Raw genomic sequence first — 22504 nt, 5'->3', positions numbered from 1 at the left:
TCCCGAGAGTGTAGCGGGAGCGCCTCGCACGCGGCTGTCAGCCGCCTGAAAGTGGTGCGCCGCTTGCCCGCCGTTTGGCGGGGCGTGTCAAGGCAGACAGGCGGGCGCACGCCTGATGTTCATTCGTCAATCTGGGTTGGGATCAGGTTTGGGCGCGTCCGCCTCATTGCCATACTCGGCGATCAGGCGCAGGCATTTGACGAACAAGCCCCGGTATTCCTCAGGCAGGCGAGCAAGCAGTTGGTCTTCCACCACCACATCGCGCGGCATCACTCTGCATAGCAGGTCCAGCCCGGCCGGCGCCACGTAAAGCTGGTAGGCGCGGGCATCCGTCGGCGACGGCCTGCGCTCTATCAGCCCGCCGCCATGCATGCGTCTTACCATCTCGGCGACCGTGTTGCGGTCCATCGCCAAGCGTTCCGCCAAGGAGTTCTGGCTGAGCCCCGGCTCTTGATAAAGCAGGACCAAGGCCGCTTTCTGCCGAGGCGTTACGCCTTCGCCCGCAAACGTGGTGGCGAAGATCTCCTCGGCCTTGAAGTGAGCCCGTCGCAAGAGATGCGACGGCACATCTTCAAGCCGAAAATTCCGCAGCAATGCGTCGACTTCCGCCGCAGCGGGTGAGGACGAAACCGGGGAGGGCGCGGACTTGGATGGGGTGGGCTTGGAGGACGGTGAACGGGCCATTGTGATTGGTGGGTTCTACGGTAGTTGGAGATATTAAGATGGGACCCCGCGTAGTTACAATAGCATGTATACGTACAAGGTAAGAGGTTTTTCAATAAGCGGCTTTATCAATTTAAACGAATATTTATAGGGTTATCACTCGTTTGTTGGCGCATTGCTCCGATCTAAGATAGTACGCATACGTCTCATAAAGCCCGTTCCGCTGGGTGCTGCGGTGGGAGTTGCGTTTCAACTGTCAATCAAGGAGCTTCACCATGAGTGAAGGAGTGATTCTTTCCGGCTTCCTGGCGCCGCATCCCCCGCATCTGGTCTACGGCGAAAACCCGCCTCAGAACGAACCTCGGTCTGAAGGCGGCTGGGAACCGCTGCGCTGGGCGTACGAGCAGGCACGCGAGAGCATTGAACGCATGAAGCCTGACGTGCTGCTGGTGCATTCCCCGCATTGGATTACCCAGGTCGGGCACCACTTTCTGGGCGTGCCACGGCTTACCGGGCGATCGGTCGACCCTATCTTCCCCAACATATTCCGTTATGACTTCGGCATGGACGTGGACGTCGAACTGGCCGAGGCGTGCTGCGAAGAGGCCGCCAATCTTGGCCTGGTCAGCAAGATGATGCGCAATCCGAAGTTCCGACCCGACTACGGAACGATCACCACGCTGCACATGATCCGACCGCAATGGGACATTCCTGTGGTGGGCATATCCGCCAACAACACGCCGTATTTCCTTAACACCAAGGAAGGCCAGGGCGAGATGGATCTTCTGGGTCGCGCCACGCGGGAGGCCATCCGCAAGACCGGACGTCGTGCCGTCCTGCTGGCCAGCAACACCTTGTCCCACTGGCATTTTCATGAGGAACCTGAGCTGCCCGAGGACATGACCAAAGAGCATCCCGAGCGCTACGACGGCTACAAGTGGGACGTGCGCATGATCAACCTGATGCGGCAAGGCCGCATGAAAGAAACCTTCCAGCTTCTGCCCCAGTTCATTGATGAAGCCTTTGCCGAAGTGAAGTCCGGCGCCTTCACCTGGATGCACGCCGCGATGGGCTATCCCGAACTTGCCGGCCGGTTGCATGGCTACGGCACCGTCATCGGCACCGGTAACGCGGTGATCGAATGGAACCTTCAGGAAGCGGGCCAACCATGAGCATCGTGTCCGCGTTTCTTGTTCCCGGCAGCCCGCTGCCGCAGTTGCGTCCCGACGTGGCGCCGTGGGGCCGCCTTCGAGACGCCTTGGCGCATGCCGGCAAATCGCTGGCCGCGTCCAAGCCTGATTGCGTGCTGGTTTATTCCACGCAATGGTTCGCCGTGCTGGACCAGTTGTGGATCACCCGGGCGCGCAGCACCGGCCTGCATGTTGATGAAAACTGGCACGAATTCGGCGAGCAGCCGTTCGACATTTATTCCGATTCCGCGCTGGCGCTTCGCTGCGTCCAAGCTTGCAACGACGCGGGCATCAAAACGCGAGGCGTCGACTACGACCAGTTCCCGATCGACACGGGCACCATTACCGCGACCACGCTGATGAACTTCGGCTCATCGGCGCTGCCGGTCGTCATCGCGGCCAACAATCTTTATCACAGCGCCGAGCAGACCGAGCAATTGGGCGCCATCGCCGCCTCTGCCTTGCAAGACAAGCGTGTCGCGGTGGTCGGGATAGGCGGCCTGTCCAACAGCATGTTCCGCGACAACATCGATCTACAGGAAGACCACATTCTTTCGGAAGCCGACGACACGTGGAACCGGCGTGTGCTGGCCCTGATGGAAAGCGGGGATGTAGAAGCGCTGCGCGCAAGCCTGCCCGACTATGCCAAGGAAGCACATCCGGACATGGGGCTGAAGCAATTCCATTGGCTGCTTGGCGCGATGGGTGGGAATTTCAAGCAGGCCATCGTGCACGAGTACGCACCGCTGTACGGCAGCGGCGGCGCTGTCGTGGAGTTCAAGCTCCAGTAGCGCCAATCAACAGGGCTTGCCAAGCGGGCCCGACCTTGCCAAGGAGCAGTCGTGTTGAAGCAGTACAGAAATTTCATCAATGGCCGGTTCGTCGATAGCGAAAAGCGCTTCGCCGGCATCAACCCGGCAACGGGCGTGCGCTTTGCAGACGTGCACGAGGCCACCAAAGCCATGGTCGACGAGGCCATCGCCGCGGGCCATCAGGCGGTACGCGGGTGGGGCGCGACATCGGTCGCGGACCGAGCCGACATGCTCTACCGCATCGCCGACGAGATCGATCGGCGCGCGGATGACTTCCTTGAGGCAGAGGTCAGCGATACGGGCAAACCGGTGTCGCTGGCGTCCAAGCTGGATATCCCTCGCGGCGCGGCGAATTTCCGTATCTTTGCGGACATCCTGAAGACGGCCCCACTGGAAACGTTTCGCACCGAGCTGGCCGGTGGCGCCCATGCCATCAACTACGCCGTCAGAAAGCCCTTGGGCGTGGTCGGCATCATTTCGCCGTGGAACCTGCCCCTGCTTCTGTTCAGTTGGAAAGTCGCACCCGCGCTGGCGTGCGGCAATGCGGTGGTGGCCAAGCCATCGGAAGAAACGCCAGGCACTGCCACCCTGCTTGCCGAGGTGATGCAGTCCGTTGGGTTGCCGGACGGCGTGTTCAACCTGGTGCACGGCTTTGGCCCGAACTCGGCCGGCGAATTCATTACCAAGCATCCGGACATCAGCGCCATCACCTTTACCGGTGAATCAAAGACGGGCACCGCCATCATGCACGCGGCCGCCGATGGCGTGAAGCCGGTGTCGTTTGAATTGGGCGGCAAGAACGCGGCCATTATCTTTGCCGACTGCGATTTCGAGAAAACCGTGGAAGGGATGACGCGAGCCGCGTTCCTGAACAGCGGCCAGGTGTGCTTGTGCTCGGAAAGAATTTTTGTCGAGCGGCCCCTCTACGACCGATTCGTGGCCGCGCTGGCCGATCGCGCCAAGCGCATCAAGCTAGGCGACCCCACCGACGCTTCAACGGACATGGGGCCGGTGATTTCAGCGGCTCATCGTGACAAGGTGCTTAGCTACTACGCGCTGGCGCGGGAAGAAGGGGCGCAGTTCATCGTGGGCGGCGGCACGCCAAGCTTTGGCAATGCGCTGGATGGCGGCTTCTGGGTGGAACCCACGTTGATCGCCGGCCTGGCCGATGACGCGCGCTGCGTGTCGGAAGAAATATTCGGCCCCATCGGCCACATCACGCCTTTTGACTCCGAAGCGGAAGTCATCCGCCGTGCCAATGCCACGCCGTATGGCTTGGCGGCAACGATCTGGACCAGCAACGTCAACAAGGCGCACCGCGTTGCGCAGTCCATGAACGTTGGCATTGCCTGGGTCAATGCCTGGTTCCTGCGCGACTTGCGCACACCGTTTGGCGGTAGCGGCCTGTCCGGCATCGGCCGCGAGGGTGGGCTGCACTCGTTGAATTTCTATTCCGAACTCACCAACGTTTGCATCCACGTGGATGCACCGGAGGCCGTCAATGACTGAGAAAGCCATGAGCAAAAGCGATGTGTCGTCGGCCGTCGTCGAAGGGCGCGCGCAGCCGCGCGGCAAGTTCCCTCACGTAAAACGTGCCGGTGATTTTCTGTTCGTTTCGGGCACCAGCTCCCGGCGCGCCGACAACAGCTTCGCGGGCGCCGAGGTCGACGCCATGGGGGTGCTGGATGCCGATATCCGCGCGCAGACTCGCGCCGTCATCGAGAACATCAAGGCGATTCTTGAAAGCGCGGGCGCCGGCCTGAAAGACTTGGTCGAACTCTCCACGTACTTGGTCGATATGGGTGACTTCAAGGGCTACAACGAGGTCTACGCCGAATATTTCGACTACGACGGCCCCGCTCGAACCACCGTGGCGGTGCACCAACTGCCGCATCCGATGCTGCGCATCGAAATCAAGGCGGTGGCCTACAAGCCGCTATCGCTTTAGCACAACCGAAATCACTTCAGCGCGGTCCAGACATGAGCTTTCCCCATCTTGCCCCACAGCCCCCGCTATATCCCGCAGAGGCCGAGGACTATGCGCGAGCGGCACTCGCGCTGTCGGCTGCCGCCATACAGCGATGCGAACGTGTCGCCGACATTCAATACGGCGACACCGCCGCGCACCGGCTTGACGTGTACCCCAGCCAAAACGCTCAGGGGCGAGCCGGCCCGGTGCTGGTCTTCGCGCATGGCGGCGCGTGGACGAACGGCTACAAGGAGTGGGTGGCGTTGATGGCCCCGGCATTGGTCGCCGCCGGCATTACGTTTGTCTCGGTCTCGTATCGGCTTGCGCCTCGCTTCAAATGGCAGGCGCTTCTGGACGATTGCTTGTCAGCGATCTCGTGGGTGCATCGGAACATTCACGAGTATGGCGGCGACCCCAGCCGCATTGCGCTTGGCGGCCATTCCGCTGGCGGCCATTTGATGACGCTTGCGGCGTTAAGCGCCGACGGTCTGGCCCGCCACGGCATCCCGGCGTCGTCGATCGTTGCGTGCTTTCCGCTGTGTGCGCCGCTTGATATTCGGTATCCCGATTGGCTTCCAGATAGTGGGGAAGAACGTACGCATCAAATTCTTCTACATGACGCTTCCGAAGCGGCGTTGGCAAGTCCGGTTTGTCTATTGAATGAAGACGCGCCCTTGATGTTGCTGGCCTATGCCAAGGAAGACTTGCCAAGGATCGTCAAGGGCAACCAAACGATGGAAGCCGAGCTGCGCCGGCTGCAACGACCCTGCGAAACCATGGTGCTGCCGGGGGATCATTTTTCGCCGGCGCTTGCGGCGGGGGAACCGGATTCGCCCTGGACGAATCGCCTGATTCAAATTTTGCGCGGATGACGTGCATTCAAAAGTAGCTTGGAGAATCCGATGAAAATTTCCCGATGGATCGCACTTCTGGCGATCACGTTTTCTACAGCCGTGCAGGCGCAATCCTGGCCGAACAAGCCCATCAAACTCATCATTCCCTATGCGGCAGGGTCTGGGCCTGACGTGGCGACGCGGCCCGTTGCCGAACAGATTGGAAGAATCCTTAAGCAGCCCGTTATCGTGGAAAACCTGTCGAGCGCCGGAGGGATCGTGGGCACCCGCACCGTTGCCAAGGCGGCGCCGGATGGCTACACGTTTGGCTTTGGCAACAACATCACCCTGGCGGTAAACGCGAGCTTCTACCGCAGCCTGCCTTATGACCCGATCAAGGATTTTGCGCCGGTCGGTTTGCTGTTCGACAACCCTTACATCCTGGTTGCGGGCAAGAACTTCAAGCCGAACTCCATTTCGGAGTTGACGGCGTATATCAAGCAAAATCCCGGCAAGGTGAACTTCGCTTCGGGAACCGGAGTAGGGTCGGGTAGCCATCTGACCGGCGAAATGATGAAAGCGGTGGGTGCGCTGGATATCACCCACGTGCCGTATCGCAGCGGATCCATGGCGCTGTCGGATGTGGTCAGCGGCCGGGTCGACGTCATGTTCGATAACGTGAACGGCGTCCAGCAGTTCATCAACGACGGCACGCTGAAAGCGTTTGCGGTCACCAGTTCGAAGCGCCTGGCGACCATGCCGGATGTTCCAACGATGGCTGAATCCGGCTTCCCGAACTTCGAAGCGGTGGCTTGGGGCGGGATCGTGGCGCCCAAGGGAACGCCGGATGCCATCATCAAGCGCATGAACGAAGCGATCGGGCTTGCCCTCAAGACGCCTGAAGTCGAACGGGCCAATGCCACGATGTCGCTCAACCCGCTCGCCTCAAGCCCTGAAGCATTCACGGCATTCATCGCCACGGAAACCAAACGATGGGCCGAGATCGTCAAGGTGTCCGGGGCCCGGGCGGAATAGCGACGCTTAGCGCCCGACAAACACCGGTTGTCGCTTCTCGGCGAAGGCGGTCGCGGCGTTGCGGTAGTCTTCGCTTTGGTTGGCCTGGTCCGACAGCGCCTGGATGCGCGCGGCGTCCTCGATCAGCGTGCCTGCCGAAATTGCGTTGAGCTGGAGTTTGCTGCCGGCAATCGACAGCGGCGCGTTGTCCATCATGCCCGCGCCGAATGCCAGCGCGCCGGCCACCGGGTCGTCGTGGATGGCGTCGATGAAGCCCGCCTGGTGTGCCGAGTCGGCGTTCACGAACTCGCCGGTGTAGAGCCAGCGCCGCGTCTGGCTCACGCCGATAAGCTGGGACAGGCGCTGCAACTGGATGGTGGGATAGACCAGGCCCAGGCGCGCCACGGGCACGCTGACCCGGGCGCTGGCATCGCCCACGCGGAAGTCGCAGCACAGCGCCAGGCTTGCGCCGCCGCCCACGCACACGCCGCTCATTGCGGCGATCACCGGCACCGGCGCGGCCTGCACGGCCGCGAAGCATTCCTGGATCACGGCGCGATAGGCGTCGGCGCGCTCCGGGTCCGACAGTGCCTCGCGAAACGCAAGAATGTCGTCGCCCGCGCAGAAGTGGCCCTGCGCGCCGGTCAGCACCGCCAGCCGCAGCGCGCGGTCTTCGGCAAAACCGCGAAAGACGTCGCGCATGTCGCGCCAGGCCGCCAGGTCGCAGGCGTTGCGCCGATGCGGCCGGTTGATGGTGACGACGGCCACGCGGCCCTCGTCACGGCTTTCCACAAGAATTTCAGATGCCAAGGCAATCTCCCGTGCCGCAGTCGCGGCGGTTCAGTTCAGTTTGATGTGCGTGGCATCCACCACGCTGTTCCATTTTTCGACCTCGGCCCGCAGTGCCGCGTCGGCCTGCTTGGTGTCGGTGTAGACCGGCTCGACGCCTTGCAGCCGCAGCTTCTCGGCCAGCGCCGGTCCCGAGTTGATCTGCTTGAGCGCGCTGTTCAACGCTTGCACCACCGGCTCCGGCGTGTCGCGCGACACCAGGATGGCGTAGACCGACGACGCGGTGAAGTCCGACAACCCCTGTTCGATCAGCGTGGGCGTGTCGGGCAGCGAAGCCAGCCGCTTGCGCGCGGCCACGCCCACCGGCACGATGCGGCCGCCGGGCAGGTTGGCCAGTGCGGTTGGCGCGGTGGCGAACATCAACTGCACCTGGCCGGCCAGCAGGTCGACCATGGCGGGCGCGGCGCCGCGATATGGCACGTGCAGCAGTTCCAGTTTTTCGCGCAGGCGGAACATCTCGGCGATGGCATGCTCAAGCGTGCCGGGGCCCGAAGAGCCGTAGGCGTAGTCGGCCGGCGCCGCCCGCACCTTGGCGACCAGTTCGGGCAGGGTTTTGACGCCCATGCCCTGGTTCACGACCAGCACGACGGGCAGCTCGCCCACCACGCCCACCGAGCGGAAATCCTTCAGCAGGTCAAAGCCCACGACCTCTTTGCCCATCAGCCGGCTGTTCAGCACATACGATGTGGTGGGCGCCATCAGCAACGTGTAGCCGTCGGCCTTGGCCCGCCGCACCTGCTGCGCGCCAATGTTGCCGCTGGCGCCGGCCTTGTTCTCAACCACGACGGTCTGGCCTAGCTGTTCGCCCAGGGCCGTGGCGAAGATCCGGCCGACCACGTCGACCGCGCCACCGGCGGCAAACGGCACGATCAGCGTGATCGGGCGATCCGGATACTCAGCCTGTGCCGGCAATGCCGCCAGGCTCAATGCGCCGGCGGCGAACCAGGTGGCGCAACGCGACTTCCAATTGAAAATGATGTTCATCGACTTCCCCTTGATGCGGTGCGCGGTCGCGCCCGCGGATTCTGATGTGTCCGTTGAACTGCGGGTGTTGTACTGCGGGTTGATAAAAGCGTGCTACTTGCCGACCCGGTAGCCCGAGGCCTGCAAATCCCACACGCCGTCGGTCTGGCGCGACAGCTCTTTCTTCTGAATGCGCTGCGTCGGCGTCTTGGGAAATTCGTCAACAAATTCCACGAAGCGCGGGATCTGGTAGTACGGCAGCTTCGGCTCGCTCCAGCGGATCAGGTCCAGCGGCGCCAGCGCGCGGCCCTCGCGCAAGCGCACGAAGAGCTTGAGCTCGTCTTCGCCCAGATCGCTGGGCACGCCCACCAGCGCGGTCTCCTCGATATCGGGATGCTCGGCAATCACGCGCTCGACCTCCCATGCCGAAATGTTGATGCCGCGCCGCCGCAGCATGTCTTTCTTGCGGCCGGCGTAATACAGAAAGCCCTGTTCATCCTGGCGCGCCAGATCGCCGGTGCAGAACCAGGCGCCACGGCGCGCCTCGCGCTCGGCCTCGGGATTGCGGAAGTAGCCCAGGAACTCCAGGCCGGGCACGCGCGCGCGCACCGTGATTTCGCCGGTCTGGCCCACCGGCACCGGTTCGCCGTCGTCGCCAGTCAGTTGTACGTCGTAGTAATCAAGCGGCTTGCCCACGGAGCCGGCCGGCCCGGCAGGGTTGACGGTGACGAAGGTGATTAGCTCCGACAGCCCGTAGCCTTCGCGCATTTCCACGCCGAAGCGTTGCGAGAAGGTCTGCCAGAGATCGGGCGGGCAGCCGCCGCCCCACGCAATCTGCACGCCGTGGTCGCGATCGTCGGCGCGCGGGGGTTGCTTGAGCAGCATCGGAATCACGGTGCCCAGATAGTGGATGTGCGTCACGCCGTAGCGGCGGGCGTCGTCCCAGAAGCGCGACGCGCTGAAGCGTTCCACCATCGCGAGCCGGGTGCCGCCCAGCAGCGCCGAGATGATCACCGCGACGCCGGCGCCGTGGTGCAGCGATTCCCACAACAGGAATACGCTGCCGGGCTCGGCGCCGGTCAGCCGCAGGATCGCGAGCGGCCCCGCGCGCAGGGTGCGGTCGGATTTCAGCACGCCCTTGGGCGCGCCTGTGGTGCCCGAGCTTGGCGTCAACGCCAGGATGTCGTCGGGGCCGGGCGCCACCGGCAGCGGGTCAGCCGGCGTGTCCAGATAGCGTTCGAAGGCGCGGCTGGCATCGGCATCGGGGCCTTGCCCGCCGCGCCACAGCACCTTGTCCAGCCGGTGGAGCTCGGGCGCCAGCGCGTCGGCGTGTTCCGCGTCGGCGATCAGGGCGCGCGGCGCCAGGTGTTCGAACAGATGCGCAAGCGAGGGGCCCTTCAGGTGGACGTTCACAGGCACCCGCACCAGGCCCAGCGTGGCCAGCGCGAAGATGGCGACGATGTGGTCGGGGTGGCTGGGCAGCATCAGCGCCACGCGGTCGCCGGGGCGCAGGCCTTCACGCCACAGCAGGTTGGCCAGGCGCAGCACGCGCTCGTGCAGCATGGCCAGCGTGAGCGGCGTGTCATTGAAGAGGCAATACACCTCGTCGGGCGCCTCGGCGGCGCGGCGCGCGATGAGCTGCGCCAGGTTTTCGTCGGAGGCCGACGGGATGTCGATGTGAGTGTCTGCGTTCATGATGCGTGAAGCGATCGGAGAGTCGAGTGAGGCGGCCACGTCAGTTGGCGGCTTGGCGGCGCTGATCGCGCTCGGCGAAGAAGGCCTGCATCATGCGGGCGGGCTCGCCGCTTTCGTACGATTCGTGATGCAGGCGCGCGGCCGCCTTCATGGCGTCGCGAAAGCCCGCTTCGGTCATTTCCTGGAAGCGTTGCTTGTCCAGGCGCAGCGCCACGGGCGGCTTGGCCGCGAGGTCGGCGGCGATCTCCAGCGCGCGTGCACGCACCTGATCGGCCGGGACCAGGTGATGGATCAAGCCAAGCTGGTGGCATTCGCGCGCATCCATCATGCGGCCGCTCAGCGTGAGCTCGATGGTGCGCGACAGACCAAGCATTTCGCGCATGATCCACGGCCCCGTCACGCTGGCGATGCCGGCGTTGATCTCGGGCTGCCCCATCTTCACGCCGTCGTGGGCCACGCGGATGTCACCCAGCAGACTCACCTGGAAAGCCGAACCGGCGGCCGTGCCGTTAAGCGCCATGACCAAGGGCTTCGGGAAGCTGCGCAGCAGGTGGTAGTAGGTTTCCCACTCGCCGATCCACGTTTCGGCGCGGGCGCCGTCGAAGTCACGCGCCTCATTCAGGTCTTGGCCCGCGCAGAAGGCGCGGTCGCCGGCGCCGGTCATCACCAGCGCGCCGACGGTCGAGTCCGTGGCGGCCTCGCGCAGCACCTGCATGATTTCCGCGCGCATCGCCGTATGCCAGGCATTGAGGCACTCTGGCCGATTCAGCGTCAGCACCGTTACGTTGCCAACCCGTTCCAATTTGATGAAGTCCATGGTGTTCGTCCTTTGCAAGAGCGTCCGCCGCCGTCGGGGACAAGAAAATTACATAGCAATTTACGTAATTACTATTTAATTTTTATGGATCATACGGCGGATTTTTGCGCGGAAAAACCGAGGGGTTTCCCGAAGACGAGCGAAGGTCATGGCAAAAAAATTGCCATGCAATTTTTAATGAGAGGAGTTGTTATGCCGCGATGAGGTCGCGCGCGGCCTGCATCACCAGCGGCAGCAGGCGGGTACTTACGGCGTTGGCGTCGTGGCGCGCGGCCAGCGTGGACAGATTGATGGCGGCGATGGTCTGGCCACGGGCATCGACCACCGGCACGGAGATCGACACGCTGCCTTGACCCAGGTTCTTCTCGGTCATCGAGTAGCCCTGGGCGCGGGCCTTGGTGAAGAAGCTAAGGATTTCGTCGTCGTCGCGGTCACCAAAGCGGGCGCGCACGCGGGCCGGCATGGCCACGATCCGCGCGCGCAGTGCCTCGTCGGGAAGGTGCGCCAGCAAGGCCTGCCCCGATGATGCCGGCAGGGCCGCGAAGCGGCTGCCCACCGGCAGGTTCACCGACACCGGGTGCACGCTGGGGATGTTGCCCAGCACGATGATCTCGTCGCCGTCGAGCTCTACCCACGACACCGATTCGCCGGTTTCTCGCGCCAGTTCGACCAGGTGCGGCCAGGCATGTTGCAAGGGCGCGTTTCCGCCCAGCATGGCCCCGGCCAGGCCCACCAGCCGCGTCGACAAACGATAGGTTTTCGCGCCCGCCAGCCGTTGCAGATAGCCCAGCCGATGCAGCGTGTAGACAAAGCGCTGGGTCGCGCTGCGGCCCAGTCCGGTGCGTTCATTAAGCTCTAGAATCGACAGCGCCTGGTTGTCGCGGTCGAAGCTTTCCAGCACGCGCATGGCCTTTTCCACCGACGCCACGAACAGGCGTTCGTCCACGTCGTCCTCGCGGGCGATGTCGTTGGCGGGTGCGGCGGTGGGCGTAAGCGGGGCGGTGGACACGGTCGGACAGGTTGTGCTCTGGGCCAGGGAGCGCACAGTGTACCGCCCTGGAACACCCCGGGAACCGGGCTGCCGCGCGGCCCGAATCCCAGGCAAAATTCCCATTCTTTCGGTGTATGCTTGCCGCGCAAATGCACCGTAACGGTGCAAGAACTTTAGTCTGGACACCATGACCAAGGCCTTGTTAGTCGAAGACGATCCGAAGCTCTCGCGCTTGATCGCGCAGTTTCTGGAACAGCACGGTTTCAATGTCGCCCAGGCCTATCGCGGTGACCATGCCGTGGAGGCGTTTCGCCGCCACGAGCCGGCCATCACCATCCTGGACTTGATGCTGCCTGGCCGCGACGGCTTGCAGGTTTGCCGTGACCTGCGCGCGTTTTCAAGCGCGCCCATCCTGATGCTGACCGCTCGCGAAGATGACCTGGACCAGATTCTGGGGCTGGAATCCGGCGCGGACGATTACGTCATCAAACCGGTTGAGCCGCGCGTGCTGCTCGCACGGATTCGCGCCCTGATGCGCCGCCACAACCAGACTGATGCGCAGCCGGATCACCTGGAATTCGGCCCGTTGTCCATCGACCGCCAGACGCGCGCGGTGCGGTTGGCGGGGGTCGAGGTTGACCTGACCACCATGGAATTCGAAATGCTGTGGGCCTTGGCCAGCCAGGCTGGTCAGGTATTGACGCGCGACGATCTGCTCAACGCCGTGCGCGGCATCGAATTCAATGGCCTGGATCGCAGTGTGGATGTGTGCGTCAGCAAGTTGCGCCGCAAACTGGAAGATGATCCGCGCGACCCCACGCGCATCAAGACCATCTGGGGCAAGGGCTACCTGTTCTCGCCCAAGGCGCACGAGCTAGGCGATGCTTAAGTTCGTCCTGCGCATCTTCGTGGTGCTGGCGATTGGCTTTGTGCTGTCAAGCGAAGTGGTGGACCGGGCCGCGAACTACTTGTTCGAGCCCGAGACCGCGAACTACACGCGCGAAGCGGTGCGCGGCCAGTTACACAGCCTGAAGCAGGAACTGGCCAACGTGCCGCCCGAGGCGCGCCGCGACTATGTGCGCGACACGCTGGCGCCGCATTACGGCCTGGCCTTGCAGGTGCTGGACCCCGCTGACTACAACGCCGCGGACTTCGCGCTGACGGATGAGGAGTGGCGCACCATCGATGCGGGCGGGTTCTTCCTGCGTGACAAGCTGATGAGCTTCGTTGCCGCCATTCCGGGGCCGGGCGCGCAATGGTTGCTGGTCAAGATGCCCCCCGAACCGCTTGTCGGCACCTGGGTGATCGTTGGTGTTTATTCCGCGTTGGGCTTGCTGCTGTGCGGCTTCATGCTGCTGTGGGCGCTGCCGATCTGGCGCGACCTGGAAGCGCTGAAGACCGCCGCGCAGCACATGGGGCAGGGCGACTTACACGCGCGCGTGCGGCTGTCGCGGTTTTCCAGCATCCGTGGGCTGGGTGATACGTTCAACCAGATGTCCGATCGCATCAGTGCACTGATCAGCAACCAGCGCGACCTGACCAACGCGGTGTCGCACGAACTGCGCACGCCCATTTCCCGGCTGTCGTTCGAGTTGGACATGATCGACCGTGAACCCGACCCCGAGGCGCGCAGCCGCCTGGTTGAGGAAATGAAAAGCGATGTGGCCGAGCTGGACAGCATGGCGTCGGAATTGCTGATGTATGCGCGCCTGGAACACAAGAGCGACAACGTTGCGCTACAGGCGCTGGATGCGCGTGGCTGGCTGGATGCCGTCGTGCAGCACGCGGCATTCGAGGCCGGGCTGCTGGGTGTGCAGTGCACCGTGACGCAATGCGATGTGGACGAGGTTCGGCTGCACTCGCGTTACATGACGCGCGCCTTGCTAAACCTGCTGCAGAACGCGATCCGGCACGCGGGCGAGCGGGTGCAGGTTGGTTTGACCAGTCCGGCGCCGCACAACTATGTGTTGACGGTGGACGACGACGGGCCTGGCGTGCCGCCCGCCGATCGCGAACGAATTTTCGAGCCCTTCATCCGCCTGGATGAAAGCCGGGCGCGCGGCACCGGCGGCACGGGCTTGGGGCTGGCCATCGTCAGCCGCGTGGCGCGTTGGCATAACGGCACGGCGTTCGTGGCCGATAGCCCGCTGGGCGGCGCCCGTTTCGTGATCAGTTGGAACGCGGCCTGACCGCACGGCCAGGCATGGCGACACCCGAGTAAAGATCTTCACAAACTCCCTACAAAGCGGGAAAGATCCCGCGCGGGCGCATCGATAGCATCACGGCATTCCTCATTGATAGGGTTTGCCGACCGCCATGTTCTCGCTCAGTCGCTTGCTTGCCATTGGAACGTTGCTGCTTGCCGCGGGCGGTTGCCAGAGCCTGCCCCCCGCCGCGCCGGCAACCATCGCCAAGGGCGACTACGCGGCGGTGTTGGCATACCTGGCCCAGCGCATCCCCTATGACATGGACGTAGCCAGGGTGCCCGGCGTGTCGATCGCCATCGTGGATGATCAGCGCGTTGTCTGGAGCACGGGCTTTGGAGTTGCGGATGCGTCGCGGCACCGACTCGCCACCCGCGACACGCTGTATCGCGTGGGCGCCATCAGCAAGGTCGTGACGGCGGCGGCCGTGCTGCGTGCCGCCGACGATGGCCGGTTGCCGCTGGACGCCCCGGCCGAAGACGCCTTGCCGGACTGGCATGTTGAACCCCGCCGCAACGCCATGCAGTGGATGGGCGCGGAACCCTATACCGCCCGCAATCTGCTGAGCCTGCATCCGGCCACGCTGGAAGACACGATGGGCCGCGCCCGCGCCGACATGGCGTACGCGCTGCTGGGCGACATGGTGGCGCATGTGGCGCGGGAACCCTTCGACACCTATGTGCGCCGCACGATTCTTCAACCCTTGAACATGCCGCGCGCGGGGTTTCAGCCCCACGCGCGCATGCTGGAACAGCGCGCGTCCGGGTATCGGCGCAGCCAGCCCTGGACCGAAGCGCCGCAGCCCAACGAGGCGGCGGACGGGCTGTGGATGAGCGCGTCCGAGATGGCGCGCTTTTCCAGCATGTTGTTTGCCGGTGGCAAATACGGCGGCAAATACAGCGATAAAGACAGCGATAAAGACAGCGGCAAGCGGGTGCTGACGGAAAAATCCGCGCAGACGCTGCTTGACCTGGACACCGTGGCGGGCGGCGGCCTGGACCTGGATTGCCGCATCGCCTTGTCATGGCTGGCCGCGCCCTGTGGCGACGACCTGGTAAGCGCCGCTTCGGTGCGTGAACACAGCGGCGCGACGGAAGCGTTCCACGCGCGATGGGTGCTAGCCCCCCAGGACAAGCTTGCCGTGCTGGTCATGAGCAATTCTGATTCCGGCGAGTCGCTCGTCGCGTCGGTGTCGACGACCGCGATGCGCATGATGCGCCAGGCCAAGCAAGGCAGGTAGCCGCTTCGTGGTCCGCGCGTCGGGCTACCGGAAAATTGTGTAGTTGTATGAAGCGCACCTGCATGCTTCTTCACAATCGTTAAAGGGAACCCGGAAATTTGCCGGGCACGTCCCGATACATTGCCCGCCAGCGGTCGACCGGCCGCGTTCGCAGGCAGGGAGGCCGCAGGTGTCGGAAATCGTTGTGTATGTCAGAAGCCAGCCGCAGCTAGGCGACCAGATCGTTGCCATGCCCACGCTGTATCAGCTGAAGACGTGGTGGCCGTCGCTGGGAATCAAGGTGGTGGCCCGTGACAATGTGGGCGGTTTCTATCGGGCGCTGCCCTGGGTTGATGAGTTCACGCAGGCGTCGACATTCGGCGATTACCTGCGCAGCTTGAAGAAACAGACGCGCATATGCGTCAGCCTGCATCACAGCAGCGAACGCTTCGGCCTGGTCAACCTGTTGCGTCGGCCGCCGATCCGCCTGGGGTTTCGTAACGCACGAATCAGCGACCTGGCGTGGACGCATTGCCACCGCAAGGACATCACCGAATACATCGGCCAGGCCAATCTGCGCCTGCTGGCCGCGTACCGTCCGTTTGACCTGGGACGCGCAACGCGCGCGTGTTTCCAGACGCTGGCGCGCCCGCACCTGCGTACCGTTCACAGCGCCGATGTGGTGATGATTCCTGGCGGCGGCTCGGGCGCATTCAAACGCTGGAGCCTGGCGAATTACCTGCTGTTGGCCGACAAGCTCAAGCGGCGCTTGGGCGACGACACCCGCTTTCTGTTCGTGCTGGGCCGGCAAGAGGACGCGGAACGCGACACCTTGCAGGCGATGCAGCGGCCCGACTTCGCCATTGCCTATTGCCGGCCAATTCCCGAGCTAAGCGCCATCATGCTGCGCGCGCGCCTGGTGGTGGCCAATGACTGCGGCCCCTCGCATATTGGGCAAGGCGCCTGTGTGCCTTATGTCGGAATTTTCAACGAACCGAATCCGGAATGGTTCTGGCACCGGCGCGGCTCGGCCTCTGTCGTGCCGCCCCATCCGCAGGACGGAATCGACGCCATCACGCCCGATGACGTGCTGGCCGCTTGTCTTAATGTATTGGAGCATCATGCGCATATTGCATACGCTGGCTGAACCCAGCCTGGGCGGACTGGAATTCCGCACCCTGGAGCAGGCAAGCTGGCTGCAAGACCACGGCTACGACGTGGCCATCGCGTCGCCTTCGGGCAGCGCCGTCAGCCACGCGGCGCGCGAGCGCCACCTGACAACCGTGGACATCGACTTCAAGTCGGCATATTCGCCGTTGACCGTCCTGGCGCTGCGCCGCGCCATCAAGGCCTTGCACATCCAGGTCATCGACAGCCATAGCCGCGCCGACGGCAAAACCGCCGCGCTCTGCCGCGACCTGTGCGCGGTTGTCCGAACCCGTCATTTCGCCAAGCCGATGCGTACCTCGCCGCGTCGCCGGCTGGAATGGCACATCGGCTGCGACCACGTCATCGCGACCAGCAACGTTGGCAAGCAGGAACTGCTGGCCGCGCGGCTGGTGCGTGAAGATCGGATCAGCGTCGTGGGCGAATGGGCAGGCGACGAATTCTTCCGGCCGGCTGACGAACTGGACGCGGCCTTGCACATCCGGCGCGACCTGCAAATTCCTGCCGGCAAAGAGGCTTACGTCATCGCGACCATTGCGATGCTGCGCCCTGAGAAAGGCCAGGCCGACCTGCTGCGCGCCGTGCAACGCCTGCGTGTCCAAGGGGTGCCCGCCGTGGCCCTGGTCGTGGGCATGGCCACCCCCGCCACCCAGCCCTATGCGTATGAGTTGTACCGCCTGGCGGTGGATCTGGGCATTGCGGAACACGTGGTGTTCGCCGGCCACCGGACCGACGTGCCCGACATGATCCGGGCGGCTGACGTGGTGCTGGTGCCGTCGGCCACGGAAGCCTGGTCGCGCATCGTGCCCGAAGCCTTCGCCACGGGCCGGCCTGTCGTGGCAAGCGATGTAGGCGGTTTGCCCGAGATCGTCACACCCGGCCAGACCGGCTGGCTGGCCGCGCCGGGCGACGTCGCGGGCTATGTCGATTGCATCACGCAAATCCGAAACCGACCGTGGCATACGCAAGCCATCGTGGCTAACGCCCGCGCATTTGCGGACACGCATTTCCGCTTGGGCGAAAAGATGTTCCGCACGCTTGAGGCGTACCGCCGCGCGATGGATCCAAGTCTGCCCGCTGAAGCCTGCCAGGGTGAGGGGTCGTCGGCGTGAACAATGAGCAACTGCTTGTTGGACAGGGCGCGCGTGGTCGCACGGGCATCCTGCTGGTCCACAGCCTGAGCGGCACGCCTAAAGAAATGCGCCTGCTGGCGCGCAGCCTGAATCTTCAGGGCTACACGGTGCTGACGGTAACGCTGGCGGGCCATGGCGGCACGCTGGAACATCTGGTGAATACAAGCTGGCTGGATTGGTTGGCCAGCGTGCGGCGTGGGGCAGATCTGCTGGCAAGCCGGGTCGATCGCCTGGTGGTTGGCGGATTCTCCACGGGAGCGGTACTGGCGCTGGCCCTGGCGCAGGAACGCCCGCTGCACGTGGCGGGTGTGCTGGCCTTGTCGCCCGCTTTCCGACATGACGGCAGGGACATGCCGCGCTATGCCCGGCTGGCCTTCCTGATGCCCGTGTTGCGGGCGCTGGGCATCGGCCAACATCGCGTGTTTGCAGAACGATCGCTCCCAATGGGGCAGCCGGGCACCCCTTGGTGGGCGCTTCCCCAGATGCGAAAGCTGACGGCCTCGGTGTTGCGTCGCATGAACCTGCTGCGTGCGCCTTGCCTGGTCATGCATGCCCGGCACGACGACATCGCGTCCGTGTCGAACGCCTTTGAAATCGTGCGTCGGGCATGCAACACGAACGTGTCCTTGCAGCTGCTGGCAGACAGCCCCCACCTGATCACGATGGGTCGCGATCGCCGCGAAGTGATCGCGCGGGTGGCGGCGTTCGTCAACGGGATTGCCGAGGCGCCCGCGCTTCAGGGGGAGGCGCTCAGGGCTTGAAAAACGCCGTGGGCGTCATCAGCCGGTTGACCTGGCTGATCAGATAGCCGGCGTCGGCGCTCTTGGTCAGGTAGCCGGCCCAGGCGGGATCTTTCTGTAGCGCCTGGCGCTTGGCGTCGCGGTCGGCGGCGCTGTCATAGACCCAGATGTGCATGTAGCTGTTCACGTCACCCGTCTCGGTCTGCATGTAGGCCAGGGGCTTGCCCAGGTGGCGGCTTTGCACTTCATAGCCGTGCTCGGCATACAGCGCCAGATGCTTCTTGATGGTGCCGGCGCGGCAGGTGTAGGTACGTACGTCGTAAAGCATGGGGTGTCCTCGATTGATGTTGCGAAAAATTGATCGTCAGTCGACCGTGGCGCCGGACTGTTTCACCAGCACGCTCCAGCGCTCAACTTCCTGGTTCACGTATTGCTGAAAGGCGGCATGGCCGTCGCCGACGGGGTCGGCGCCCAGCCCTTTCAGCTTGTCCTGCACGGCGGGGTCGGCCACGCCTTGGGTGATGGCCTGCGACAGTTTTTCCACCACGGGCTTGGGCGTGGCCGCGGGCACGAACAGGCCGAACCAGGAACGGGCGTTCATGGCCGGGTAGGGCGTCTCGGAAAACGCCGGCACGTTGGGCAGCGCGGCGTGGCGCTGCTGGCCCGTGACGGCAATCGGCGTCAGGCGGCCGGCCTGCACCTGCGACAGCACTTCCGGCAGGTTCGCGAACATGATCTGCACCTGGCCACCCATCAGGTCATTGAGCGCTTGCGCGCCGCCTTTGTAGGGCACATGCGTCATCTGCGCGCCAGCCAGCGAATTGAACTGGGCGCCCGCCAGGTGCGATGCCGTGCCGGTGCCGCCCGAGGCGTAGTTCACGCGGTTGCCGTTGGCCTTGGCATAGGCGGCCAGCTCTGCGGGCGTCTTGGCCGGTACCGACGGGTTCACCACCAGCAGCAAGGGTACCGACGCCAGGTTCGACAGGCCCGCGAAGTCGCCCGTCAGGCTGTAGTCCAGCTTGTGATACAGCGTGGAATTGATGGCGTGGCTGGACGTGGCCATCAGCAGCGTGTAGCCGTCGGGCTCGGCGCGCGCCGCCATGACGGCGCCGATGTTGCCATTGGCGCCTGCCTTGTTCTCCACCACCACCGGCTGGCCCAGGCGCGTGGACATGGATTGCGCCACCGTGCGCGCGATTACGTCGGTGGCGCCGCCCGCGGCAAAGGGCACGATGATGCGCAGGGGGCGTTCGGGATAGTCGGCGGCCGATGCCGCGAACGATGTGGCGACTAGGGTCGCGGCAGCCAGCATCGCGGTCATGGCCAGTCGCCGCGGGGGGCGCAGGGGGGTATTCATAGTCTCTCTCCAGGTGTGGATATTTTTTTATGTGTGCGCCGCGCGCCGTGCTTGCGGCCGGCGCGCCGTGCTTGCGGCCGGCGCGCGTCAATCCGATCCTGAACCTCAGGATGCGGCAAGCCGCGCCTTTTCGCGCAAGCTGGTCAGGGTGGCCCGAGGCGTGATCACCTCGGGATCCAGACTGAGTTCGATCAAATACGGCGACCCGCTATCCAGCGCGCGCGCCAAGGCGGGCGCGAAGCCTTCGTGGCTGTCCACCCGCTCGGCGGGCACGCCGAACGATTCCGCGTAGGCCACGAAGTCGGGGTTGCAGAGGTCCGTGCCGATGGTCCGGCCCGGGTAGTGCACTTCCTGATGCATGCGGATCGTGCCGTACATGCCGTTGTTGAACACGATGAAGACGATGGCCAGGCGGTGCTGCTTGACGGTGGCCAGCTCCTGCGAGGTCATCAGAAAGCAGCCGTCGCCGGCCAGGCACACCACCTGCCGTTCGGGGTGGCGCAGCTTGGCCGCAATGGCGGCGGGCACGCCGTAGCCCATGGCGCCGCTGGTGGGCGCAAGCTGGGTGCGAGGGTGGCTGAAACGGTAGTAGCGATGCGCCCAGGCGCTGTAGTTGCCCGCGCCGTTGGTGAGGATGGCGCGCGCGTCCAACCCTTCGCGCAGCGCGACGATGACACGTGCCGGGTCCATGCGCAGCGCGGTGGCGGGCGGTTCGGTGTAGCGCAGATAGCTCTGCCGCAGTTCGTCGAGCCAGCCGCGCCACGGGGCCGCGTCCAGCGGGTCCAGTGCGGCGGCCGCGTCCGCAAAGGCGTTCAGGCCCGACTGTATTTTCACGGTGGGCTGATACACCCGGCCCAGCTCTTCCGGGCTGGCCAGCACATGAATCAGCGTCTGCCTGGGCACGGGAGATTGCAGCAGCGTATAGCCGCCCGTCACCATTTCGCCCAGGCGCGCGCCCACCGCCAGGATCACGTCGGCGTTGCGCACGGCCTCGGCCAGTTCCGGATTGACGCCGATGCCCACTTCGCCCACGTATTGCGGATGGTGGTTGTCGTACAGGTCCTGGCGGCGAAACGAGCACGCCACGGGCAGGCCGTTGCGGCTGGCGTAGCGGGCCAGGCTGTCCAGGCCAGCGCTGCTCCAGCCCGAACCACCCACGATCATCAGCGGCCGCCGTGCGCCGGCCAGCAGGGCGCGCATGTCGGCCAGCGCATCGGGCGCCGGGTGCGCCTGCGGAAACTGGATCGTCCCGCAGTCCTGGGGCGCGGCCAATTCGGTCAGCATGTCCTCGGGCAGCGCCAGCACCACGGGGCCGGGGCGGCCCGACATCGCCACCGAGAACGCGCGGTTCATGTATTCGGTGACGCGCGCGGCGCTGTCGATCTGCGCCACCCATTTGCTGAACTGCCCGAACATGCGGCGGTAGTCGATTTCCTGAAACGCCTCGCGCTCGACCATGTCGTTGCCCACTTGGCCCACCAGCACGATAAGCGGCGTGGAATCCTGAAACGCCGTCTGCACGCCGATGCTGGCATTGGTGGCGCCGGGGCCGCGTGTGACCATGCAGATGCCCGGTCGACCGGTCAGCTTGCCATGCGCTTCGGCCATGAACGAGGCCGCGCCTTCGTGACGGCAGGACACCAGGCGGATGCGCTCCCGTTCCGTGTACAGCGCGTTCAGCACGTCCAGATAGCTTTCGCCGGGCACGCCGAATACCGTGTCCACGCCGTGTTCCAGCAGCGCGCGCACCACATGCTGGCCGCCCGTCATCAATTGGGGAGTGTCGTTCATCGCAGTTTCAATCAGGCCGCTAGGCGGCGGGTTGGGTCTGGATGAACTGTACGCACCCCGGTGCCGGGCGCGTTAGGACAGATCAGAGCTTGTATTGCACTTTTTCGCGGATCCGTCCGGCGCGGTCGTCAGCCGATGGGGCGGTCGTACTTCTTGCGGAAATCACCGGCGGTGCTGCCGGTGTGCTTCTTGAAGAAGCGTGCGAAGTAGGAGGGGTCTTCAAAGTTAAGCTGGAACGCGATCTCGTTGATGCTCAAGCCCGTGTTGCTGAGCAGGCGCTTGGCCTCAAGCGCAATGCGCTCTTGCACCAGTTGGCTGGCGGTGCGCCCCACGCTGCGCTTGACGGCCTCGTTAAGCTGGCGTTCGCTGACGCACAGCGCGTCGGCGTATTGGCGGATGGCGCTGAATTCCAGATAGTGTTCCTCGATCAGCATGGTGAAGCGCTTGGTCAGCGAATAGCTGGGGCCGGCGGCGGTCTCGCGCTCGTCAGCCGGGTAGAGGCGGCGCAACTGCGTCAGCAGAATCAGCAGGTAAGAGCGCACCACGTCGAAGCGCCCGGTCTGGCGGTCGCGCGTTTCGCGTTCGATTTCGTTCAGCAGCGGCAGCATGCCGTCGTGCTGCTCGCGCGACAGATAAATGGCGGGTGAACCGCCCGCCAGATGGAAGAAGGGAAACTTGGCGATGTCGTCCGCGCGCGGGAACATGTGCGCGAAGAAGTCCGTGCTGATGTTCAGCACGTAGCCGCGCGGCTTCACGGACGACGTCCAGGCGTGGATCTGGCCGGGCGACAGGAAAAATACCGAGTGGTCGCGCACCTCGTGCTGTTCAAAGTCCAGCATGTGGGTGCCGCTGGCCTCGCTCATCCAGAGCAGATGGTAGTAGTTGTGCCGGTGCAGGAAGCCGCGCGGAATATCGTCGCGGTCCTGCAGGCGCACAAGATCGAAATAGAACGAACCCTCGCCCGAGAAATCGGAGGTTTCAAAGGTGGGAAATGGCGCCGGGAAGGGCGTGGGTGTGCCTGCGGACAAGCGGGAGTCTCCTGGATGGCGCGCGGGGGGCGGCTCTGTTTTTTTGCCATGATAAAGGCAAAAAAGCGT

At 64.3% G+C, this 22504-nt stretch carries 22 protein-coding genes; 12 read left to right on the top strand and 10 right to left on the bottom strand.

Annotation, left to right across the window (positions count from 1 at the left end; translation table 11 throughout):
• Positions 1 to 126: 126 nt before the first annotated feature.
• Positions 127 to 594, bottom strand: coding sequence for a MarR family winged helix-turn-helix transcriptional regulator (locus M2361_RS14765; RefSeq protein ID WP_259250106.1), 468 nt, complete (start codon positions 592 to 594; stop codon positions 127 to 129).
• A 344-nt stretch (positions 595 to 938) separates the two neighbouring features.
• On the opposite strand from M2361_RS14765, the gene cnbCb reads away from it, so the two are divergent.
• The 6 genes from cnbCb to M2361_RS14735 are packed head-to-tail and all read left to right on the top strand — an operon-like array spanning position 939 to position 6502.
• Positions 939 to 1835: a 2-aminophenol 1,6-dioxygenase subunit beta gene (gene cnbCb / locus M2361_RS14760; RefSeq protein WP_259250104.1), complete on the top strand. Its 897-nt coding sequence runs from the start codon at positions 939 to 941 to the stop codon at positions 1833 to 1835.
• A complete protein-coding gene (locus M2361_RS14755) occupies positions 1832 to 2644 on the top strand; it encodes a tRNA U-34 5-methylaminomethyl-2-thiouridine biosynthesis protein (protein ID WP_259250102.1) in 813 nt (270 codons plus the stop codon). Before cnbCb ends, M2361_RS14755 begins: the two co-directional genes overlap by 4 nt.
• A gap of 54 nt (positions 2645 to 2698) precedes the next feature.
• Positions 2699 to 4174, top strand: coding sequence for a 2-hydroxymuconic semialdehyde dehydrogenase (locus M2361_RS14750; RefSeq protein ID WP_259251493.1), 1476 nt, complete (start codon positions 2699 to 2701; stop codon positions 4172 to 4174).
• Between the two features lie 7 nt (positions 4175 to 4181).
• On the top strand, positions 4182 to 4613 hold the full coding sequence (locus M2361_RS14745; RefSeq protein WP_259250100.1) for a RidA family protein: 432 nt from the start codon (positions 4182 to 4184) through the stop codon (positions 4611 to 4613).
• Positions 4614 to 4645: 32 nt separating this feature from the next.
• A complete protein-coding gene (locus M2361_RS14740; RefSeq protein ID WP_259250098.1) occupies positions 4646 to 5506 on the top strand; it encodes an alpha/beta hydrolase in 861 nt (286 codons plus the stop codon).
• A 30-nt stretch (positions 5507 to 5536) separates the two neighbouring features.
• Positions 5537 to 6502, top strand: a complete 966-nt coding sequence (locus tag M2361_RS14735) for a tripartite tricarboxylate transporter substrate binding protein (RefSeq protein ID WP_259250096.1) — start codon at positions 5537 to 5539, stop codon at positions 6500 to 6502.
• 6 nt (positions 6503 to 6508) lie between these two features.
• On the opposite strand, the gene M2361_RS14730 is transcribed toward M2361_RS14735, so the two are convergent.
• From M2361_RS14730 to M2361_RS14710, 5 genes are all read right to left on the bottom strand, one after another.
• Positions 6509 to 7291: an enoyl-CoA hydratase/isomerase family protein gene (locus tag M2361_RS14730; RefSeq protein WP_259250095.1), complete on the bottom strand. Its 783-nt coding sequence runs from the start codon at positions 7289 to 7291 to the stop codon at positions 6509 to 6511.
• 30 nt (positions 7292 to 7321) lie between these two features.
• A complete protein-coding gene (locus tag M2361_RS14725) occupies positions 7322 to 8314 on the bottom strand; it encodes a tripartite tricarboxylate transporter substrate binding protein (RefSeq protein WP_259250093.1) in 993 nt (330 codons plus the stop codon).
• A gap of 93 nt (positions 8315 to 8407) precedes the next feature.
• Positions 8408 to 9988, bottom strand: a complete 1581-nt coding sequence (locus M2361_RS14720; protein ID WP_259250091.1) for an AMP-binding protein — start codon at positions 9986 to 9988, stop codon at positions 8408 to 8410.
• A 40-nt stretch (positions 9989 to 10028) separates the two neighbouring features.
• Positions 10029 to 10805, bottom strand: a complete 777-nt coding sequence (locus tag M2361_RS14715) for an enoyl-CoA hydratase/isomerase family protein (RefSeq protein ID WP_259250089.1) — start codon at positions 10803 to 10805, stop codon at positions 10029 to 10031.
• 190 nt (positions 10806 to 10995) lie between these two features.
• On the bottom strand, positions 10996 to 11814 hold the full coding sequence (locus M2361_RS14710; protein ID WP_259250087.1) for an IclR family transcriptional regulator: 819 nt from the start codon (positions 11812 to 11814) through the stop codon (positions 10996 to 10998).
• A gap of 169 nt (positions 11815 to 11983) precedes the next feature.
• Here M2361_RS14710 and M2361_RS14705 point away from each other — a divergent pair, with 169 nt between their 5' ends.
• From M2361_RS14705 to M2361_RS14680, 6 genes are all read left to right on the top strand, one after another.
• Positions 11984 to 12685: a response regulator gene (locus M2361_RS14705; RefSeq protein ID WP_259250085.1), complete on the top strand. Its 702-nt coding sequence runs from the start codon at positions 11984 to 11986 to the stop codon at positions 12683 to 12685.
• Positions 12678 to 13985: an ATP-binding protein gene (locus M2361_RS14700; RefSeq protein WP_259250084.1), complete on the top strand. Its 1308-nt coding sequence runs from the start codon at positions 12678 to 12680 to the stop codon at positions 13983 to 13985. Before M2361_RS14705 ends, M2361_RS14700 begins: the two co-directional genes overlap by 8 nt.
• A gap of 127 nt (positions 13986 to 14112) precedes the next feature.
• Entirely contained in the window at positions 14113 to 15240 is a 1128-nt protein-coding gene (locus M2361_RS14695) for a serine hydrolase (protein WP_259250082.1), read from the top strand.
• 169 nt (positions 15241 to 15409) lie between these two features.
• Positions 15410 to 16366, top strand: a complete 957-nt coding sequence (locus M2361_RS14690; protein WP_259250080.1) for a glycosyltransferase family 9 protein — start codon at positions 15410 to 15412, stop codon at positions 16364 to 16366.
• On the top strand, positions 16341 to 17498 hold the full coding sequence (locus M2361_RS14685) for a glycosyltransferase family 4 protein (RefSeq protein ID WP_259250079.1): 1158 nt from the start codon (positions 16341 to 16343) through the stop codon (positions 17496 to 17498). The genes M2361_RS14690 and M2361_RS14685 overlap by 26 nt, the downstream gene beginning before the upstream one ends.
• A complete protein-coding gene (locus M2361_RS14680; protein WP_259250077.1) occupies positions 17495 to 18280 on the top strand; it encodes a carboxylesterase in 786 nt (261 codons plus the stop codon). Before M2361_RS14685 ends, M2361_RS14680 begins: the two co-directional genes overlap by 4 nt.
• Here the strand turns inward: M2361_RS14680 and M2361_RS14675 are convergent.
• The 4 genes from M2361_RS14675 to M2361_RS14660 form a co-directional block, all read right to left on the bottom strand.
• Positions 18270 to 18587 carry an NIPSNAP family protein gene (locus M2361_RS14675; protein WP_230694195.1) on the bottom strand — a complete coding sequence of 106 codons (318 nt, stop codon included), beginning with the start codon at positions 18585 to 18587 and terminating at the stop codon, positions 18270 to 18272. The two genes, M2361_RS14680 and M2361_RS14675, sit on opposite strands and share 11 nt — an antisense overlap.
• Positions 18588 to 18623: 36 nt before the next feature.
• Complete coding sequence (locus M2361_RS14670; protein WP_259250072.1) at positions 18624 to 19616, bottom strand: tripartite tricarboxylate transporter substrate binding protein; 993 nt, start codon at positions 19614 to 19616, stop codon at positions 18624 to 18626.
• 105 nt (positions 19617 to 19721) lie between these two features.
• Positions 19722 to 21407, bottom strand: coding sequence for a thiamine pyrophosphate-binding protein (locus tag M2361_RS14665; RefSeq protein ID WP_259250071.1), 1686 nt, complete (start codon positions 21405 to 21407; stop codon positions 19722 to 19724).
• A gap of 128 nt (positions 21408 to 21535) precedes the next feature.
• Positions 21536 to 22435, bottom strand: coding sequence for a helix-turn-helix domain-containing protein (locus M2361_RS14660; protein WP_100854558.1), 900 nt, complete (start codon positions 22433 to 22435; stop codon positions 21536 to 21538).
• Positions 22436 to 22504 lie beyond the last annotated feature (69 nt).

This window comes from Achromobacter sp. JUb104, from assembly GCF_024806975.1.
In the GTDB taxonomy this organism is placed as follows: Bacteria; Pseudomonadota; Gammaproteobacteria; order Burkholderiales; family Burkholderiaceae_B; genus Achromobacter; species Achromobacter spanius.
The sequence above is the reverse complement of the archived record's forward strand: the minus strand, read 5'-3'. Positions and strand labels throughout refer to the sequence as shown.

Excerpts from the sequence above, each read along its gene's own strand:
- M2361_RS14675 (WP_230694195.1), bottom strand. The coding sequence starts at position 18,587 with ATGCTTTACGACGTACGTACCTACACCTGCCGCGCCGGCACCATCAAG.
- M2361_RS14740 (WP_259250098.1), top strand. The coding sequence starts at position 4,646 with ATGAGCTTTCCCCATCTTGCCCCACAGCCCCCGCTATATCCCGCAGAG.
- M2361_RS14745 (WP_259250100.1), top strand. The coding sequence starts at position 4,182 with ATGAGCAAAAGCGATGTGTCGTCGGCCGTCGTCGAAGGGCGCGCGCAG.
- cnbCb (WP_259250104.1), top strand. The coding sequence starts at position 939 with ATGAGTGAAGGAGTGATTCTTTCCGGCTTCCTGGCGCCGCATCCCCCG.
- M2361_RS14725 (WP_259250093.1), bottom strand. The coding sequence starts at position 8,314 with ATGAACATCATTTTCAATTGGAAGTCGCGTTGCGCCACCTGGTTCGCC.
- M2361_RS14685 (WP_259250079.1), top strand. The coding sequence starts at position 16,341 with ATGCGCATATTGCATACGCTGGCTGAACCCAGCCTGGGCGGACTGGAA.
- M2361_RS14720 (WP_259250091.1), bottom strand. The coding sequence starts at position 9,988 with ATGAACGCAGACACTCACATCGACATCCCGTCGGCCTCCGACGAAAAC.
- M2361_RS14705 (WP_259250085.1), top strand. The coding sequence starts at position 11,984 with ATGACCAAGGCCTTGTTAGTCGAAGACGATCCGAAGCTCTCGCGCTTG.
- M2361_RS14700 (WP_259250084.1), top strand. The coding sequence starts at position 12,678 with ATGCTTAAGTTCGTCCTGCGCATCTTCGTGGTGCTGGCGATTGGCTTT.
- M2361_RS14665 (WP_259250071.1), bottom strand. The coding sequence starts at position 21,407 with ATGAACGACACTCCCCAATTGATGACGGGCGGCCAGCATGTGGTGCGC.
- M2361_RS14715 (WP_259250089.1), bottom strand. The coding sequence starts at position 10,805 with ATGGACTTCATCAAATTGGAACGGGTTGGCAACGTAACGGTGCTGACG.
- M2361_RS14735 (WP_259250096.1), top strand. The coding sequence starts at position 5,537 with ATGAAAATTTCCCGATGGATCGCACTTCTGGCGATCACGTTTTCTACA.
- M2361_RS14695 (WP_259250082.1), top strand. The coding sequence starts at position 14,113 with ATGTTCTCGCTCAGTCGCTTGCTTGCCATTGGAACGTTGCTGCTTGCC.
- M2361_RS14670 (WP_259250072.1), bottom strand. The coding sequence starts at position 19,616 with ATGAATACCCCCCTGCGCCCCCCGCGGCGACTGGCCATGACCGCGATG.
- M2361_RS14755 (WP_259250102.1), top strand. The coding sequence starts at position 1,832 with ATGAGCATCGTGTCCGCGTTTCTTGTTCCCGGCAGCCCGCTGCCGCAG.